19 protein-coding genes are annotated in these 15,646 nt (G+C 73.3%); 10 read left to right on the top strand and 9 right to left on the bottom strand.

The genetic code is table 11. The annotated features are described in order from the left end of the window. Positions 1 to 26: 26 nt before the first annotated feature. Complete coding sequence (gene ilvD / locus DZA62_RS28955; protein WP_116952426.1) at positions 27 to 1,718, top strand: dihydroxy-acid dehydratase; 1,692 nt, start codon at positions 27 to 29, stop codon at positions 1,716 to 1,718. Here ilvD and DZA62_RS28960 read toward each other — a convergent pair. Continuing rightward, positions 1,715 to 2,392 (bottom strand): TetR/AcrR family transcriptional regulator C-terminal domain-containing protein, encoded by a 678-nt coding sequence (locus DZA62_RS28960; RefSeq protein WP_198664313.1) that lies wholly within the window; start codon positions 2,390 to 2,392, stop codon positions 1,715 to 1,717. The two genes, ilvD and DZA62_RS28960, sit on opposite strands and share 4 nt — an antisense overlap. Before the next feature lie 79 nt (positions 2,393 to 2,471). Between DZA62_RS28960 and DZA62_RS28965 the strand changes: the two genes are divergently transcribed. Beyond that, the gene (locus DZA62_RS28965; protein WP_116952427.1) at positions 2,472 to 3,173 is read left to right on the top strand and encodes an NAD(P)-dependent oxidoreductase; all 702 of its coding nucleotides are present in this window, start codon (positions 2,472 to 2,474) and stop codon (positions 3,171 to 3,173) included. Positions 3,174 to 3,191: 18 nt separating this feature from the next. Here DZA62_RS28965 and DZA62_RS28970 read toward each other — a convergent pair whose 3' ends face one another. From DZA62_RS28970 to DZA62_RS29000, 7 genes are read right to left on the bottom strand one after another with little or no spacing between them, the layout of a single operon-like run. Further along, positions 3,192 to 4,070, bottom strand: a complete 879-nt coding sequence (locus DZA62_RS28970) for an NAD(P)-dependent oxidoreductase (RefSeq protein WP_198664314.1) — start codon at positions 4,068 to 4,070, stop codon at positions 3,192 to 3,194. Then, positions 4,067 to 4,762 carry an SDR family NAD(P)-dependent oxidoreductase gene (locus DZA62_RS28975; RefSeq protein ID WP_116952428.1) on the bottom strand — a complete coding sequence of 232 codons (696 nt, stop codon included), beginning with the start codon at positions 4,760 to 4,762 and terminating at the stop codon, positions 4,067 to 4,069. The genes DZA62_RS28970 and DZA62_RS28975 overlap by 4 nt, the downstream gene beginning before the upstream one ends. After that, positions 4,759 to 5,661, bottom strand: coding sequence for a cupin domain-containing protein (locus DZA62_RS28980; RefSeq protein ID WP_116952429.1), 903 nt, complete (start codon positions 5,659 to 5,661; stop codon positions 4,759 to 4,761). The genes DZA62_RS28975 and DZA62_RS28980 overlap by 4 nt, the downstream gene beginning before the upstream one ends. Beyond that, entirely contained in the window at positions 5,658 to 7,028 is a 1,371-nt protein-coding gene (locus DZA62_RS28985; protein ID WP_116952430.1) for an amidohydrolase family protein, read from the bottom strand. Before DZA62_RS28985 ends, DZA62_RS28980 begins: the two co-directional genes overlap by 4 nt. 59 nt (positions 7,029 to 7,087) lie before the next feature. Then, positions 7,088 to 8,071: an alpha-ketoacid dehydrogenase subunit beta gene (locus DZA62_RS28990; protein WP_116952431.1), complete on the bottom strand. Its 984-nt coding sequence runs from the start codon at positions 8,069 to 8,071 to the stop codon at positions 7,088 to 7,090. Beyond that, on the bottom strand, positions 8,053 to 9,048 hold the full coding sequence (locus DZA62_RS28995; RefSeq protein ID WP_116952432.1) for a thiamine pyrophosphate-dependent dehydrogenase E1 component subunit alpha: 996 nt from the start codon (positions 9,046 to 9,048) through the stop codon (positions 8,053 to 8,055). The genes DZA62_RS28990 and DZA62_RS28995 overlap by 19 nt, the downstream gene beginning before the upstream one ends. After that, entirely contained in the window at positions 9,045 to 10,358 is a 1,314-nt protein-coding gene (locus tag DZA62_RS29000; protein WP_116952502.1) for a M24 family metallopeptidase, read from the bottom strand. The genes DZA62_RS28995 and DZA62_RS29000 overlap by 4 nt, the downstream gene beginning before the upstream one ends. 114 nt (positions 10,359 to 10,472) lie before the next feature. Here DZA62_RS29000 and DZA62_RS29005 point away from each other — a divergent pair, with 114 nt between their 5' ends. The 3 genes from DZA62_RS29005 to DZA62_RS29015 all read left to right on the top strand — a co-directional run bounded on the left by DZA62_RS29005 (position 10,473) and on the right by DZA62_RS29015 (position 12,307). Then, a complete protein-coding gene (locus DZA62_RS29005) occupies positions 10,473 to 11,156 on the top strand; it encodes a cupin domain-containing protein (RefSeq protein WP_198664315.1) in 684 nt (227 codons plus the stop codon). A 79-nt stretch (positions 11,157 to 11,235) separates the two neighbouring features. Then, on the top strand, positions 11,236 to 11,793 hold the full coding sequence (locus tag DZA62_RS29010; RefSeq protein WP_116952434.1) for a pyridoxamine 5'-phosphate oxidase family protein: 558 nt from the start codon (positions 11,236 to 11,238) through the stop codon (positions 11,791 to 11,793). Positions 11,794 to 11,803: 10 nt separating this feature from the next. Then, complete coding sequence (locus tag DZA62_RS29015) at positions 11,804 to 12,307, top strand: hypothetical protein (RefSeq protein WP_157987975.1); 504 nt, start codon at positions 11,804 to 11,806, stop codon at positions 12,305 to 12,307. Here the strand turns inward: DZA62_RS29015 and DZA62_RS29020 are convergent. After that, positions 12,233 to 12,796 (bottom strand): RNA polymerase sigma factor, encoded by a 564-nt coding sequence (locus DZA62_RS29020; RefSeq protein WP_116952436.1) that lies wholly within the window; start codon positions 12,794 to 12,796, stop codon positions 12,233 to 12,235. The genes DZA62_RS29015 and DZA62_RS29020 overlap by 75 nt on opposite strands. A 110-nt stretch (positions 12,797 to 12,906) precedes the next feature. Between DZA62_RS29020 and DZA62_RS29025 the strand changes: the two genes are divergently transcribed. Genes DZA62_RS29025 through DZA62_RS29045 form a run of 5 tightly spaced genes read left to right on the top strand, consistent with a single transcriptional unit; the run spans position 12,907 to position 15,421 of the window. Beyond that, positions 12,907 to 13,398 (top strand): Asp23/Gls24 family envelope stress response protein, encoded by a 492-nt coding sequence (locus DZA62_RS29025; protein ID WP_116952503.1) that lies wholly within the window; start codon positions 12,907 to 12,909, stop codon positions 13,396 to 13,398. Beyond that, positions 13,395 to 13,781 carry a hypothetical protein gene (locus tag DZA62_RS29030; RefSeq protein ID WP_198664317.1) on the top strand — a complete coding sequence of 129 codons (387 nt, stop codon included), beginning with the start codon at positions 13,395 to 13,397 and terminating at the stop codon, positions 13,779 to 13,781. Before DZA62_RS29025 ends, DZA62_RS29030 begins: the two co-directional genes overlap by 4 nt. Continuing rightward, positions 13,778 to 13,957 carry a hypothetical protein gene (locus DZA62_RS29035; protein WP_116952437.1) on the top strand — a complete coding sequence of 60 codons (180 nt, stop codon included), beginning with the start codon at positions 13,778 to 13,780 and terminating at the stop codon, positions 13,955 to 13,957. Before DZA62_RS29030 ends, DZA62_RS29035 begins: the two co-directional genes overlap by 4 nt. Position 13,958: 1 nt before the next feature. Then, positions 13,959 to 14,852, top strand: coding sequence for a DUF6286 domain-containing Asp23/Gls24 family envelope stress response protein (locus DZA62_RS29040; protein ID WP_116952438.1), 894 nt, complete (start codon positions 13,959 to 13,961; stop codon positions 14,850 to 14,852). Continuing rightward, positions 14,849 to 15,421, top strand: coding sequence for a hypothetical protein (locus DZA62_RS29045; RefSeq protein WP_116952439.1), 573 nt, complete (start codon positions 14,849 to 14,851; stop codon positions 15,419 to 15,421). The genes DZA62_RS29040 and DZA62_RS29045 overlap by 4 nt, the downstream gene beginning before the upstream one ends. The last annotated feature ends 225 nt before the right edge of the window (positions 15,422 to 15,646 follow it).

Below are 15,646 nucleotides of genomic sequence, written 5' to 3' on the forward strand. Positions count from 1 at the left end.
CCGGACGACGGGACTAGCGTGGGCGCATGACCGTGACACCCTCGAAGCCCGATCTGAAGCCACACTCCCGGGCGGTCACCGACGGTCTCGAACGCGCCGCCGCCCGCGGGATGCTGCGCGCGGTCGGCATGACCGACGACGACTGGGAGAAGCCGCAGATCGGGGTCGCCTCGTCCTGGAACGAGATCACCCCCTGCAACCTGTCCCTCGACCGCCTCGCCAAGGCCTCGAAGGAAGGGGTACACGCCGGCGGCGGCTTCCCCATGGAGTTCGGCACCATCTCGGTGTCCGACGGCATCTCGATGGGCCACGAGGGCATGCACTACTCGCTGGTGTCGCGCGAGGTCATCGCCGACTCCGTCGAGACGGTGTTCGGGGCGGAGCGGCTGGACGGCGCGGTGCTGCTGGCCGGCTGCGACAAGTCCGCGCCGGCCATGCTGATGGCGGCCGCGCGTCTCGACGTCGCGGCGACGTTCCTGTACGCGGGGTCGATCCTGCCGGGCCGGGTGGGCGACCGCGACGTCACCATCATCGACGCGTTCGAGGCGGTCGGCGCGTGCGCCCGCGGGCTCATCACCCGCGAGGAGGTCGACGAGATCGAGCGGGCCATCTGCCCGGGCGAGGGCGCCTGCGGCGGCATGTACACCGCCAACACCATGGCCAGCGCCGCCGAGGCGCTGGGCATGTCGCTGCCGGGCAGCGCCGCGCCGCCCGCCGTCGACCGGCGTCGCGACGGCTACGCGCGCAAGTCCGGCGAGGCCGTCGTCGAGCTGCTGCGCCGCGGCATCACGACCCGCGACATCCTGACGAAGGAGGCGTTCGAGAACGCCATCGCCGTCGTCATGGCGGTCGGCGGCTCCACGAACGCCGTCCTGCACCTCATGGCCATCGCGCACGAGGCCGGCGTCAAGCTCGAGCTGGACGACTTCAACCGCATCGGCGACCGCGTCCCGCACCTCGCCGACGTCAAGCCGTTCGGTCAGTACGTCATGACCGACGTCGACCGCGTCGGTGGCGTGCCGGTCATCATGAAGGCGCTGCTCGACGCCGGTCTCATGCACGGCGACGCGCTCACCGTCACGGGGAAGACGCTGGCCGAGAACCTCGCCGACATCGCGCCGCCGGACGTCGACGGCAAGATCATCCACGCCATGGGCGACCCGATCCACCAGACCGGCGGCCTCACCGTGCTGCGCGGCTCACTTGCGCCCGAGGGCGCCGTCGTCAAGTCGGCCGGCTTCGATACCGCCGTCTTCGAGGGCACCGCGAAGGTGTTCGACGGTGAGAGCGGTGCTATGAATGCGGTTGCCGCCGGCGACCTGAACAAGAACGACGTCATCGTCATCCGCTACGAGGGCCCCAAGGGCGGCCCCGGCATGCGCGAGATGCTCGCCGTCACCGGCGCCATCAAGGGCGCCGGCCTGGGCAAGGACGTGCTGCTGGTCACCGACGGCCGCTTCTCCGGCGGCACGACGGGGCCGTGCATCGGCCACGTCGCCCCCGAGGCGGTCGACGGCGGGCCCATCGCGTTCGTCCAGAACGGCGACCGCATCCGGCTCGACCTCTCCGCCCGCACCCTCGAGCTGCTGGTCGACGAGGACGAGCTGGCCCGCCGCCGCGCGGCCTGGACGCCGCCGGCGCCGAAGCACCAGCGCGGCGTGCTGGCGAAGTACGCCAAGCTGGTCGGCTCGGCCGCCAACGGCGCGGTCTGCGACTAACGCGCCGGCGCGCCCTGGTCCTCGTCGGGCGTCAACCCGTCGAGGATCAGGGCCAGACCGAACGGGAACTCACGGCCGTAGTCGTAGCCGGGCCGCATGATGTGCGCGTTGATCATCTCGGTGAGGTGCGGATACGCGTCGCCGGGCAGGCCGGAGAGAATGTCGCCGGCGACCTCGTCGAGATCGCCGGCAGCGCCGAGCGGCATGCTCAGTTCCTGCAGCACGAACCCGTAGAGATAGCTGTCGATGACGGAGACGGCGTGCGCCGCCAGCGGGATGGAGAACCCGCCGGTGCGCAGCGCGCCCAGCATGGCGTCGTGATGCCGCAGCGTCGCCGGGCCGGGGTGGCCCCGCGAGTCCATCAGGCCGACGGCCCACGGGTGCCGCCGCAAGGCCGCGCGCGCTGACGCGGCGCGGTCGCGCATGGCCGCCTTCCAGTCCGCGTCGTCCGGCGCCGGGAGCTCGATCTCGGCGAACACCGCGTCGACCATGCCGTCGAGGATGTCGTCGCGGCCGGCGACGTGGTTGTAGAGCGACATCGCCTCGACGCCCAGCCGGGCGGCGATGGCCCGCATGCTCGCGCCCGCCTGGCCCTTCTCGTCGGCCAGCGCCATCGCCGCCGCGACCACGCGCTCCCGGGTGAGCGGGACCCTGCTGGCCCGGCGGTCGGGCATCGGTGCGTCCTCCTCGCTTGACGTACTTACGGCGTAAGTCTAGCGTTACTTACAGTGTAAGTAGCGGAGGGAGCGGCACATGGGGACGGGCGGGATCAGGAAGGTCTGCGTCGTCGGGGCGTCGGGGAAGCTGGGGCAGTACCTGGTGCGCCACGCGCTGGACCGCGGCTACGAGGTGGTCGGCGTCTGCCGCGAGAAGAGCGTGCCGAAGCTGGCCGCCGTGGCCGACCGCATCACCATCGTGCCGGGGCCGACGAACGACCGGGAGGTGATCCGCGAGGCGGTCGCCGGCTGCGACGGCGTGCTGAGCGTGCTCGTCCCGTGGGGCGTCCGGCAGTACTCGTCGGGGACGGCGCAGGCGGTGCTCGACCTCGCCGAGCCGGACGCGCGGCTGGTCTTCTCGTGCGGCTGGCACATCACCCGCGACGGGCAGGACCTCTACTCGTGGCGGTTCCGGACGGCGCTGCGCATCGCCGCCCGCGTGGGGAAGCTGCTGCGCGCCGTCGAGATCGACGACCAGGTCGAGGCGTGCCGGCGCATCTTCGCCAGCGACCGCCGCTGGACCGTCGTCCGCGGGAGCGATCTGGAGGAGGGCGAGAGCCAGGGCCTGCCCGTGTGGAGCCGCCACGTCGGCGACCCGGTGCTCGAGAGCAACCTCACCCGGCGGACCGACTTCGCGCTGTTCATGATCGAGGCGCTGACCGACGACACCCTCGTGCACGAGGCGCCGGCCATCGTCGGACGGACGACGCCCAGCGCGCGGGCGCACGCGGCGGCGTAGCCCTCAGCCGCGGACGGCTCAGGTGCGCCCGCGCAGGTACCGGGCGAGCACGCTCATGTCCTCGTCGCCCAGGCCGGCGTCGACGGCGTCGGCGACGGCCCGGCGGTTGGCGACGGCCTGCGGCATCGAGGTGCCGGACGCGGCCGCGAGGTCGAGGATGAGGTCGAGGTCCTTGCCGACGAGATCCAGCGAGAACGCGACCGGCGTCTCCTCGGGCCGCTCGAACGCGGCCCTCTTGTACTGGACGAACGGGCCGGCGGCGACGCTGTTCGCGAACACCTCGTACGCCGTCTCGCGCGCGACCCCGGACCGCTCGGCCAGCACCAGCGCCTCGGACACCGCCTGGTTGATCGCGTGCACCAGCGCGTTGACGGCCAGCTTCATGGTCGCGCCGGCGCCGTGGCCGCCGACGTGGAAGATCTGCCGGGCCAGCAGGTCGAGGACCGGCCGGGCCCGCTCGAGGTCACCCACGGAGCCGCCGGCTATGACGGTCAGCTCGCCGCGCTCGACCACCGGAACGCTGCCGGAGACCGGCGTGTCCAGCATCGCTCCGCCACCGGCGGCGACCAGCTCCGCCAGCTCGGCCGACGTCCGCGGCGCGACGGTGCTGGTGTCGGCGACGACCGTTCCCGGCCCGGCGCCCGCGGCGACGCCGTCCGGCCCCTCGTACGCGGCCCGGCAGGCGGCGTCGTCGGCCAGCGAGACCAGCACGACGGGGCCCGCGGCGGCCGCCTCGCGCGCCGTGCCCGCGACCCGTGCTCCGGTCGCCGCCGACACCCCGGACGCCCGCGCCACCGTCCGGTTCCACAGCACGACCTCGCGACCGGCCGACCGCAGCCGCGCCGTCATCGCCGCGCCCATCCGCCCGGCGCCGATCACCCCGACCGCCTCGCTCACGTCAGCAGCCAACCCCCGTCGACGTTGAGGTTCACGCCGTTCATCGCCGGGTTGCGCAGCAGGAAGTCGACCGCGTCGGCGACGTCGGCCATGGTCGCCAGCCGGCCGATCGGCGTCCGCGCGACGACCGCGTCGAGCGGCTTCCCCTGCCAGAACGGGCTGTCGCCGACGATGCCCGGGTGGACGGCGTTGACCCGCAGTGGCGCCAGCTCGACGGCCAGCGTGTGCACCAGGCCCACGACGCCGCCGTTGATCGTCGACACCGTCGTCGACCCCGGGTACGGCCGGTCCTTCGCCAGCCCGCCGAACAGCACGACGGCGCCGTCGGGCGCCATGCGCGGCAGCAGCGCGTGCACCACCTCGGTGTACCCGACCAGCTTCAGCGTCACCAGCCGCAACGCGCGGCCGACGTCGTAGTCGGCGGCGGTGTTCTGGTCGCGGTCGATGGCGGCGACGACGAGGTGGTCGACGGTGCCGACGTCGGACACCGCCGCGGCGATGGCGTCCGGGTCGGACAGCTCGACGGCGACGCCGCGGCAGCGCGCCCCGATGTCCGCCGCCACCGTGTCGCACCGGTCGCCGTCGCGGCCGGTGATGACGACGTCGTCGCCCGCGGCCACCCGGCGCCGGGCCAGCTCCAGCCCGATGCCGGACGTGCCGCCGACGATCACGATGGTCTTCGCGTCGCTCACGCCGGACCTCCCAGGACGTCGCGCAGATGGTTCCAGTCGCGCGCGAACCGGTACGAGTACCGCGGCGGCGGCGCCGGCGCCTGCGTCTCGAGCCAGCGCAGCGTGCCGCCGCCGGCGTTGCGGAACGCGTGCGGGCAGCCCACCCCGGCCCAGGCGACGTCGCCGGCCTCGAGCACGTAGGTCGTGCCGTCGAAGGACGCCTCGACCGTGCCCTCGAGGATGAGGTACGTCTCCTCGAACGGGTGGTCGTGCGGGGTGGTCGCGCCGTCGGGATCGTATTGCACCATGAACATCGTGGTCAGGACGGCGCCGAGGTCGCTGTCGACCATCTGCTTGACGTTGATGCCGCCGTAGACGAGCAGTGCGGTGCGCATGCTGGCCGAGACCGCGAGCAGGTCCTGCGACTGCCTGGCCGGATCCATGTGGCCCGGCCGGATGGTGCCGAACCGGTAGGAGCGCGGGTCTCGAACATCGATGGCGTCGATGTGCCTCGTGTCGTCCAGCGGCGGCACCAGGAAGGTGTCGCCGTCGAACGCGTCGCGCGGCTGCGGCCCCTGCATCTCCGCCCACCGCGCCGGGCGGTCGCCGTCGCCCCGCCACGCGTGCGGCAGCGCGACCGGCAGCACCCCGTAGTCACCCTCGGACAGCCGGTACGACCCGTCCGGTGTCGTCAGGACGGCCGCCCCGGAGAGCAGGTGGAAGGTCTCCTCGAACGAGTGGACGTGCGCCGGCACCGATCCGCCGGGGTCGAGCTCGCAGACACCGAACCCGGTGTGGACGGCGCCCCCCTGCTCGCCCACCACGGTCCAGCGCCGGTAGCCGGTGGCGCCGGCGGCCCAGCCCGCCGGTGCCTCGAAGCCGGCCTGCGCGCCCCGGCGGATCAGGTGCCGGACGCTCATACGGCGGCCGCCTGCCGCTGCTGCTCGGCCGCGGCGACCAGCCGGTCGCGGGCCGCCTCGACCAGGCCGCGGGCCCGGGCGGCGTCGGCGATCAGCCTGCCGTCGCGCTTGCGGACCACGCCGTCGACGATGACCGTCTCGACGTTCGACACGTCGGCGGCCAGCACGACAGCGGCGACGGGGTCGATGACCGGGGCGACGTTCAACGCCGTCGCGTCGATCAGCACCACGTCGGCCCGCTTGCCCGGCGTCAGTGAGCCGGTCCGGTCGTCCAGCCCGGCCACCCGCGCCCCGTTGATCGTCGCCATCTCCAGCATCTGCCGGGCCGTCGGCATCGTCTCCGGCACGGCGGTGTCGGCCGTCCAGGACGTGGCGTTGACGCGTGCCCGCTCACCACCGAACGCCGCGCGCATCTGCGTGAACATGTCACCCGGCACGGTCGTGACGACGTCGATGGACAGGCTCGGCGGCAGGCCGAACTGGTAACTCTTCGCCACCGGCGGCCAGCCGTGGCCCATCTGCAGCTCGACCTGCGCGGCGATCGAGATGGTGCCGCCGGTGTCGGCGACCCGCCGCCACTCGTGGTCGCTGAAGTAGCAGCAGTGGACGTAGGTGGTGTCCGGCCCGAGCAGGCCGAGCCGGTCCAGCTGCTCGACCATGGCGAACCGGCCGGCCAGCCGGCCCATCGCGACGTGCACGGTGATCGGGATGCCGACCTCGCGGGCCAGCGCCCACTCGGCCCGCACGACGTCGTCCTGGCAGAACCCCGGCCCGCGGGTCGCCAGCCCCATGGTGAGCAGGCCGTCGTCGCCGGAGAAGTACGTGCCGCGGATGCGCCGGACGTCGTCGCCCGGGATCACCTCGGCGCTGTTGAACCAGTACTTCGCCAGCGACGTGTTCGCCGAGCCGTACGCGTACTGGGCCCGCAGACCCGACTCCAGCAGCCCGGCGATCGCGGCGTCGGGGTGCTCGGCGGTGTTGTTGATGTGCGACCAGTCGACGAGCGTCGTGATGCCGGCGTTCAGGCACTCCAGCGCGCCGGCCAGGTTGCTCGCGTACACGTCGTCGGGCCGGTAGAGCGGGGCGAACGTGTCGAGGATCTCGACGAAGTAGTCGTCCAGCGTCGCGTTCGGCGCGGACGTGCGGATCGCCGTCTCCCAGGTGTGCCGGTGGGTGTCGACGAAACCGGGGACGACGATGCGTCCGGTCGCGTCGATGACCTCGGCGTCGGCGACCTCGTCTGAGAGGTTCGGCCGGACGGCGACGATCGCGCCGTCCTCGATCAGCACGTCGGCGCCGGCGAGGTCGCCGATGTCGGGATCCATGCTGATCACGTGGCCGTTGCGGAGCAGGAGTCGGGTGCTCAAGGGACCATCCCTTCGTCGCGATGGCGGCAGCTCGGTGTCGGGTGTGGCCGGTCGTAGGGTCAGTAGGTCGCGAGGCTCCGCACGGCGTCGGCCACCTTGTCCACGGTGGGGATCACCTGGTCCTCCAGCGCGTCGGCGAACGGCAGCGGCACGTTGGCACCCGCCACCCGCTTGACCGGCGCGTCCAGCAGCTCGAATCCTTCGTCGGCGACCACGGAGACGATGGTTCCGCCCCAGCCGCCCTGGTAGGGGTTCTCCTCGACGACGACCAGGCGCGACGTCCGCTCCAGCGAACGCAGCACGGCCGCGACGTCCAGGGGGATCAGCGTGCGCAGGTCCAGCACCTCGGCGGCGACGCCCTCGGCGGCCAGCCGGTCGGCCGCGGCCAGCGCGAGCGGCACCGTCGACGCGAGCGCCACCAGCGTGACGTCGCCGCCCTCGCGTCGCACGGCCGCCTCGCCGAACGGCACGACGTGGCCGTCGGGCGCCGGCGCCCCCTTGCCGGCCAGCAACCCCTTGTGCTCGAAGAACACGACGGGATCGTCGCTGCGGATCGCGCTGGCCAGCAGCCCGACCACGTCGGACGGTGTCGACGGTGCGGCGATCTTCAGGCCGGGGACGGTGAACACCCAGTTCTCGACCGCCTGCGAGTGCTGTGCGCCGAAGCCCAGCCCGCCGCCGTTCGCCGTCCGGATCACCAGCGGGACCGTCACCTGCCCGCCGGTCATGTAGCGGACCTTCGGGATCTCGTTGGCGAGGTAGTCCCAGCAGCAGGCCAGGAAGTCGCTGAACATGATCTCGGCGACCGGGCGCATGCCGGTCATCGCCGCCCCCATGGCGGCGCCGACGATGGCCTGCTCGGAGATCGGGGTGTCCCAGACCCGCTCCGGGCCGAACTCCTCGAACAGGCCGACGGTGGTCTTGAAGACGCCGCCGGCCGCGCCGATGTCCTCGCCCAGACACACGACGGACGGGTCGCGGCGCATCTCGCGGGCGATGCCCTCGGCCACCGACTCGCGGTAGGTCACGACGTGGTCCGCCATGCGGCACCTCCGTCCGCCCACACGTCGGTGAACGCCTCGCGGAGGTCGGCCGGAGGTCCGGCCCTGGCGGTCGCGACGGCGGCGTCGACCACGGCGGCCGCGCGGTCCTCGGCGGCCTGGATCTCGACGTCGCGGGTGCCGGCCGAGCGCAGCCGGATGGAGGACACCGTCAGCGGGTCGCGTTCGAGCCAGCGCTCCAGCTCGCCCTCGGGGCGGTATGTCGCCGGATCGGTCCGGCTGTGGCCGTAGTGCCGGTACGTCCGCGCCTCCAGGACGGTGGGCCCGTCGCCCGCGCGGGCCCGCTCTGCCGCGCGGGCGACGGCGTTCCGTACCGCCACCACGTCGTTGCCGTCGACGACCTCGGCCGGGAGGCCGTACGACGGGGCCCGGCCGGCCGCCGGCTGCTCGGCCGCCGTCACCGAGCCGATCGGGGTGTACTCCATGTAGAAGTTGTTCTCGCAGACGAACAGCACCGGCAGCCGCCACACCGCCGCGAGGTTCAACGCCTCGTGGAACGCGCCGATGTTCGTGGCGCCGTCGCCGAAGAACGCGACCGCGACCTGGTCGGTCCCGCGCAGCCGGGCCGACCACGCGGCGCCGGCGGCCATCGGCAGATGCGCGCCGACGATGGCGTACGAGCCGAGCATGCCCGTCGCGGCCTTCGTCAGGTGCATGGACCCGCCCTTGCCCTTGTTCAGCCCGGTCGAGCGCTGCATGAGCTCGGCCAGGCACTCCTCGGGCGTCGCGCCCCAGGCGATGGCGTGGTGGTGGCCGCGGTAGGTGGCGAACGCGTAGTCGCCGTCGCGCAGCGCCGCGCGCGCCCCGACCGCGACCGCCTCGTGCCCGGCGGCCAGGTGCGTCGTCCCCTTGACCAGGCCGGACATGAAGAGGTCGTGTGCCGCCTTCTCCGTGCGGCGGATGACCGCCATGGTCTCGTGCAGGGCGAGCAGGTCGGTCACCGCCGTGGTCTCCGTCATGGGGCGACCCTGGCGCCGGTGTTGAGGTGCGACTGCGACTCGCGCAGCGAGTTCAGCTCGCCGCCGACGGTCCAGTACTTGCGACCCGCGACCAGCAGCTCCTCGGCCGGGAACTTGGTGATCACCTCGCAGCCGTCGGCCGTCACCACGACCTCCTCCTCGATGCGCGCGGCGGACCAGCCGTCGGCGGCCGGCCAGTACGTCTCGAGCGCGAAGACCATGCCCTCCTCGAGCACCTCCGGGTGGTCCAGCGACACCAGCCGCGAGAAGATCGGCTTCTCCCAGATCGACAGCCCGACGCCGTGGCCGTACTGCAGCGCGAACGCCGCCTCCTCGTCCGGGAAGCCGAACTCGTCCGCCCGCGGCCACAGCGACACGATGTCGGCCGTCGTCGCGCCCGGCCGGACCGCGGCGATGGCGTTGTCGATGAACTCGCGGCAGCGGGTGTACGCGTCGCGCTGGGCCGGCGACGCGCTGCCGACGGCGAACGTGCGGTAGTAGCAGGTGCGGTAGCCGTTGTAGCTGTGCAGGATGTCGAAGAACGCGGGGTCTCCGGGCCGGACGATGCGGTCGCTGTAGACGTGCGGGTGCGGTGAGCAGCGTTCGCCGGAGATCGCGTTCACGCCCTCGACGTACTCGCTGCCGAGGTCGTAGAGGACCTTGCTGACGACGCCGACGCACTCGTTCTCGCGCACGCCCGGCCGCAGGAACCCGTACAGCTCGTCGTAGGCGGCGTCGACCATGGAGGCGGCGTGCGCCAGCAGCGCGATCTCGTCGGCCGTCTTGATGCGGCGCGCCTCGAGGAACACCTGCTGGCCGTCGACGACGTCGAGGCGGTGCGCCTGCAGGGCCGCGAGCACCGGCATCTCGGCGACGTCGATGCCGACCGGCGCGTCCCGCAGGCCGTGCTCGTCGAGGACCCGGGCGATCTTGCCGGCGACGTCGTCGGCGATGCCCGCGCCGGGGTGGAACGCGCCGCGCAGCGTCGAGATGCCCGCACGGGCGCGGTTGGCGCCGTCGAGCCACGGGTTGTACAGCTGGTGATGCCGGGCCGCCGAGCCGAAGTCCCACACCACCGGCTCGCCGCCGCGGGGGAGCAGCGCGAACCGGATCAGCTTGTCGATCGCCCACGTCCCGATGTGCGTCGACGTCATGTATCGGATGTTGGCGAAGTCGAAGGCCAGCAGCGCGCCGAGGTCGGAGCGGTCGAGTGCGGCGCGCAGCCGGTCGAGCCGTTCGCGGCGCAGCCGGTCGAGGTCGATGCGCTCTTCCCAGTCGACCGCGTTCGGTCCGTAGGTGCGAATCGGCATCGCGTCGGCACCCCACTTCGTGTGCAGTGACACTTATCTTCTGAGTGAAGCGGAGCCAGGCGCGGACGTCAACCCGCTAGAATGCTCAGTCATGGTGAACAGTGTGGCGGCCGCGTGAGTCCGTCGGCCGTACCCCCGATCGGCGAGCGCATCCGCCAGGAACGGCTGCGCAAAGGCGTCAGCGCTCGCGCGCTGGCCCGCGAGATCGGGGTGTCGGCCAGCCTGATCTCGCAGATCGAGACCGACAAGAGCCAGCCGTCGGTGAGCACGCTGTACGCCATCACGACCGCGCTCGGGATCTCGGTCGAGGACATCTTCGCGCCGGTCGGCGACGGAGTGGACGGAGGACCTCCGACGGGGGAGGTGGCGGAGGCGACGCCGGCCGAGGCGCCGCCTCCGTCCGTCCCCGAGACGATCAGCGCGCTGCAGGTGCTCGGCGCCGCCCGCCGGCGCATCGGCCCGGTCGTCCGCGCGGCGGAGCGCGAGGTGCTGACGCTCGACTCCGGCGTGACCTGGGAGCTGCTCGGCCAGGTCCCCGACCTGCACACCGACTTCCTGCGCATCACCTACCAGCCGGGCGGCTCGTCGGCGTCGAGCGCGGGGCTGCTCATGCGGCACTCGGGGACGGAGTACGGGCACGTCCTGAGCGGCGAGCTGGTGCTGACGCTCGGGTTCGAGGAGCACCACCTGCGCGCCGGCGACTCCGTCTCGTTCGACTCCACCACCCCGCACTCGTACCGCAACGACGGCGCCGAGCCCGCGGTGGGCATCTGGTTCGTGCTCGAACGCTCCGCCTGAGCCGTCGCCGAACAGTGACGCTGGACGCCCTGTGATCGGCGTCGCAGCGGGTTCACGGTCACCTCGGTAAGGTGCGACCGTGGGCAAGGTTCATGAATCGATCAATGGCCGGCTCCGCGCCTTCATCGAGGCGCAGCACCTGTTCTTCGTCGCGACGGCGCCGGCCGGGCCGGACGGTCACGTCAACGTGTCGCCGAAGGGCATCGGCGGGTCGTTCGTGGTGCTCGACGAGCACACGGTCGCCTATCTCGACTACACCGCCAGCGGCGCCGAGACCATCGCCCATCTGCGCGAGAACGGCCGCATCACGCTGATGTTCTGTGCGTTCACCGGCCCGCCGAACATCGTCCGGCTGCACGGCACCGGCCGCTTCGTCACGCTCTACGACGACGAGTTCGCGTCACTGGCCGAGCTGTTCCCCGAGCGCCGCGGCGCCCGCGCCGTCATCGTCGTCGACGTGCAGCGGGTGTCGGACTCCTGCGGCTACGGTGTCCCGCTCATGGACCACGTCGGCGAGCGCGACCTGCTGCCGCCGCACATGGAGCGCAAGGGCGACGAGGGGCGGCGCGAGTACCGGCGCAGGAAGAACGCGACCAGCCTCGACGGCCTCCCCGCCTTCGACTACGACCCCGTGTGAGGTGAGCCCGGTGGCCGCCGTCGACGACGCCGAGGGGTTGTCCCCCGCCGAGGGCGTCGCTGCGGCCGGTGCGTCGTTCCTGGCGCTGGTGCTGACCGTGCTGGCGTTCCTCCTGCTCTCGGGTGGCGCCGACCTCGTCAACTGGCTGCTCGTGGTGCTGCTGTACGCGACGCCGATCTGGCTGGCCGGGTTCCTGGTCGTCGGCCTGCCGGTGGCGGTCTGGATCGAGAACCGGACGCCGGTGAGCGCCCCCGCGCGAGGGCGGTACATGCGGTACGCCAAGGCGGGCATGGTGGTCGGCGCGGTGCTGTTCCTGGTACATCCGTTCTTCCTGCCCGTGACGGTGGCGGCGGCCGTCGGTGGGAGGGCCGGAGTCGAGCTGCGGCGCCGCCGGGACCGCCGGCCGCGCGGGCAGGGTGGTGGCACCGAAGGCCCCGGGTCACCGCCAGGGCGCCAGCCGCTCCGCCAGCCGGTGCCGCGCGCGGTGCAGCAGTCCGCGGACGACATCGCGTGAGGTGTCCATGACCGCGGCGATCTCCTCGTAACTGAGCTGGTCCACCTCGCGGAGCAGCCACGCCACCCGCTGCGGCTCGGGGAGCCCGGCCAGAGCGGCGCCCAGCGCTGCCACCAGTTCGTTCTCGATGATGTCGTGCGCCGGATCGCTGCCGATGCCGGCCTCCGTCTCGTGCTCGCCCGCCTCCCGCGGCACCGGGCGGCGCTTGCGCCGCACGTTGTGGGCCTTGTTGAGGGTGAGCCGCAGCAACCAGCTGCGTAGCGCCGCGGCGCCGCGGAAGTCGCTCAGGTGCCACCAGGCCGCCAGCAGCGCGTCCTGCACCGCTTCCTCGGCATCGCCGTCGTCGAGGACCGTGCGGCGGGCGAGCCGGTACATCGCCGGGCCGTGCCGGCGCGCGATGACCCCGAAGGCGACCCGGTCCCCGAGCCCGGCGCGCCGGGCCAGGACCAGATCGTCCAGCTGCTCAGCGCCCCCGGACCGATAGGCCACGAGAGCCTAATGACCGGAATGTCCCGAAGTATGCGTGACGTCGGGCCCCGATCGTGTGTCTAACCACTGTCAGCCGCGCAGTGCGGGCAGTGACTGGGGGGAGGCCCATGATGACGGCGGACCGGCCGAACGTGTCGACGACGGGGAGCGGTGGCGCGGCGGCGCCGGCGCGGGAACGCGAGTCCGGGCGAGAGCGCCCCCCGGGCCCGCTGATGACGGAGCAGGGCCGGACCACCATCGCCGACGGCGTGGTCTCGAAGATCGCCGGCATCTCCGCGCGGGAGGTCTCCGGCGTGCACGACCTCGGCGGCGGAGCGGCCCGGATGGTCGGCGCGATCCGGGAACGGATCCCCGGCTCGCGCACGAACCTGCAGCAGGGCGTCTCGGTCGAGGTGGGCGAACGCCAGGCGGCCATCGACGTCGACATCGTCGCCGACTACGGGGTGTCCGTGGTCGACCTGTCGACGGGGATCCGGCGCAACGTGATCGCGGCGGTGGAACGGATGACCGGACTCGAGGTGACCGAGGTCAACGTCACCGTCAACGACGTCTACGTCGAGGGCGAGGACGACGGCGAGCAGCGCGAGAGCCGGGTCGAATGATCCCGGTCGAATCGCCGCGGCCCGAGCCTGGCCCGGCCGAGGAGCACCCGGCCGAGGAGCACCCGGCCGAGCCGGACCCGGCCGAGGCGGTCGCGACGGCCGCCGCGGCCGTGCCCGGCGTGGCGGGGCTCTACGGCGGCCTCTTCGGTGAGATCGCGACGCACCTGGCCGGCCGGCGGGTGCCCGGCGTCCGGATCGACGACCGCGGCAACGCCGAGGTGCACGTGGTGCTCCGCTGGGACCGTCCGGTCCCGGCGACGGCGTACGCCGTCCGGCGCGCCGTGTCGCCCCTGGTCCACGGCGGGGTGCACGTCGTGGTCGAGGACGTCGCCGGACCCGAGGAGCCGCGCCCGGCCCGCAACGACGTCGGAGGTGTCGCATGAACACGGTGACCATCGGCCTGTTCGCCGGGCTGCTGCTCGGCGTCGCCGCGGCGGCGGGCGGCTTCTGGGGGTTCGTCGTCGCGGTCCTGCTGGGGCTGGCCGGCGCCGCCGTCGCCGGTCAGGTGTCCGGCGAGCTCGACGTGACCGCGGTCCTGCGCGGGCGGAACCGGGAGTGACATGAGCACGCAGGCAGAGGTGGCGGACGCGGGCGCCCGCGGCCGGCTGGTCGTCCACGACCGGGTGTTCCGGCGCATCGCCGAGCGGGCCGCCGCGACCGTTGCCGGCCGCACGGGACAGGCCACGGTGTGGGAGCGCCTCGGCGGCCAGCGGCTGCCGCACGCGTCGGCCCGGGTGGTCGGCCGGCACGTGCGGGTCGAGGTGACGGTCGGCGCGGACGGCGGTCGAGTGCTGCCGGATCTCGCCGGGGCGGTTCGCGACGCCGTCGCTCGCGACGTCGGCGGGCTCACCGGGTTCACCGTCGACCGCGTGGACGTGCGGGTGGCGGCGGTCGCGCCGTATCGCCCGGCTCCGGAGGCCGAGCCGCTGCCCGGGGCGTCCCGGCCGGTGGCGCCCGGGGTGGCCCGCAAGGCCGGACTGCTGGTCGCGTTGCTCCTGGTCGGCCTGGGCGCGGCGGCGATCTACGACGCGCTGGTCCAGGGCGGCGTCATCGACGGGCAGCGGCTGGTCGAGCCGCTGCTGGAGCGGCTGGACGGCCTGGAGCCGCAGAGCTGGATGGTCCCCGCCGGGATCGCCGTCGCGGTCGCCGGCCTCGCGCTGATCGTGGCCGCCCTGTGGCCACGGCCGCGGCGGTCGCTGCCCGTCTCGGCGCGCACCGGGGTGTTCGCCACCCGGGGCGCCGTCGAGGAGCTGACGGTCGACAGTGCGGCGGGTCACGGCGGTGTGCTCGACGCGAGCGCGCGGGCACGGCCCCGCGGCGTGGCGGTCCGGGTGGTCACGGACGGCGAACCGGAGACTCCCGCCGAGGTGCGGGAGAACGTGACCACGCGGCTGGCCCGGCTGGACCAGGTGCCGCGGGTCCGTGTGGGCGCGCGGCGGAAGGAGGAGCGGTGAGCCGGGCCGCGGCGGGCGTCGAGCGGGCCGCCGTACTGCTGACCGGGCTGGTGCTGCTGGTGCTCGGCGGCGCGGCCGTGGCCTGGGAGCGCGACTGGATCCCGGATGCCGTGGACCGCCTGGACGCGTCGGCGCTGCTCGATCGCACCGGGGAGAGCTGGTGGCCGTGGGCGGTCGGGCTGCTCGGGTTGGTGCTGGTGGTGCTCGGGCTGGTGTGGCTGCTGGCGCACGCACGCCGCCGGAGCCTTTCGAGGCTGAAGCTGTCCGGCACCGGCCGGGAGGGAGCGCTCGAGGTCGAGTCCGGTGCCCTGGTCGACGCGGCCGCCGCCGCCTTGGACGAGGCGCCGGCCGTGACCGCCCGGGGCGGCCGCGTCTGGCGCGACCGGAAGGAGGTCGTGGTGGAGCTGCGGGCCGCGCTGGACCCCGGCGCGGATCTGGACGAGGTGGCCGATGCCGCCGACCGGGCCGCGGCCGTCCTCGGTACGAGCCTCGGCCCGCAGGCGCCGGAGCGCTGCCGGGTGCTGCTGGTTCGCGGCCGAAGGCGAGCCCGGCGGACCAGGGTGCGGTGAGGGGTCCGCGCCCGAGATGTGGACGGTCGTACCGGATGGTGAGACATCCAGGGATCTGCCTTGACGCACGCCCTCCGGGTGAGGGACCGTGCATTCGTGCGTTTCGGCATTCTCGTACTTCATTAGCGCGTCAGGCGAACTCAGCCGACGCGCTACCCCTCGTCAGCCCACCAGGGCGGAGGGGTTTTTTGTTGCACGGGACCGCCCGAAACGGACACACGACCA

The organism is Jiangella endophytica, assembly GCF_003427025.1.
GTDB lineage: Bacteria > Actinomycetota > Actinomycetes > Jiangellales > Jiangellaceae > Jiangella > Jiangella endophytica.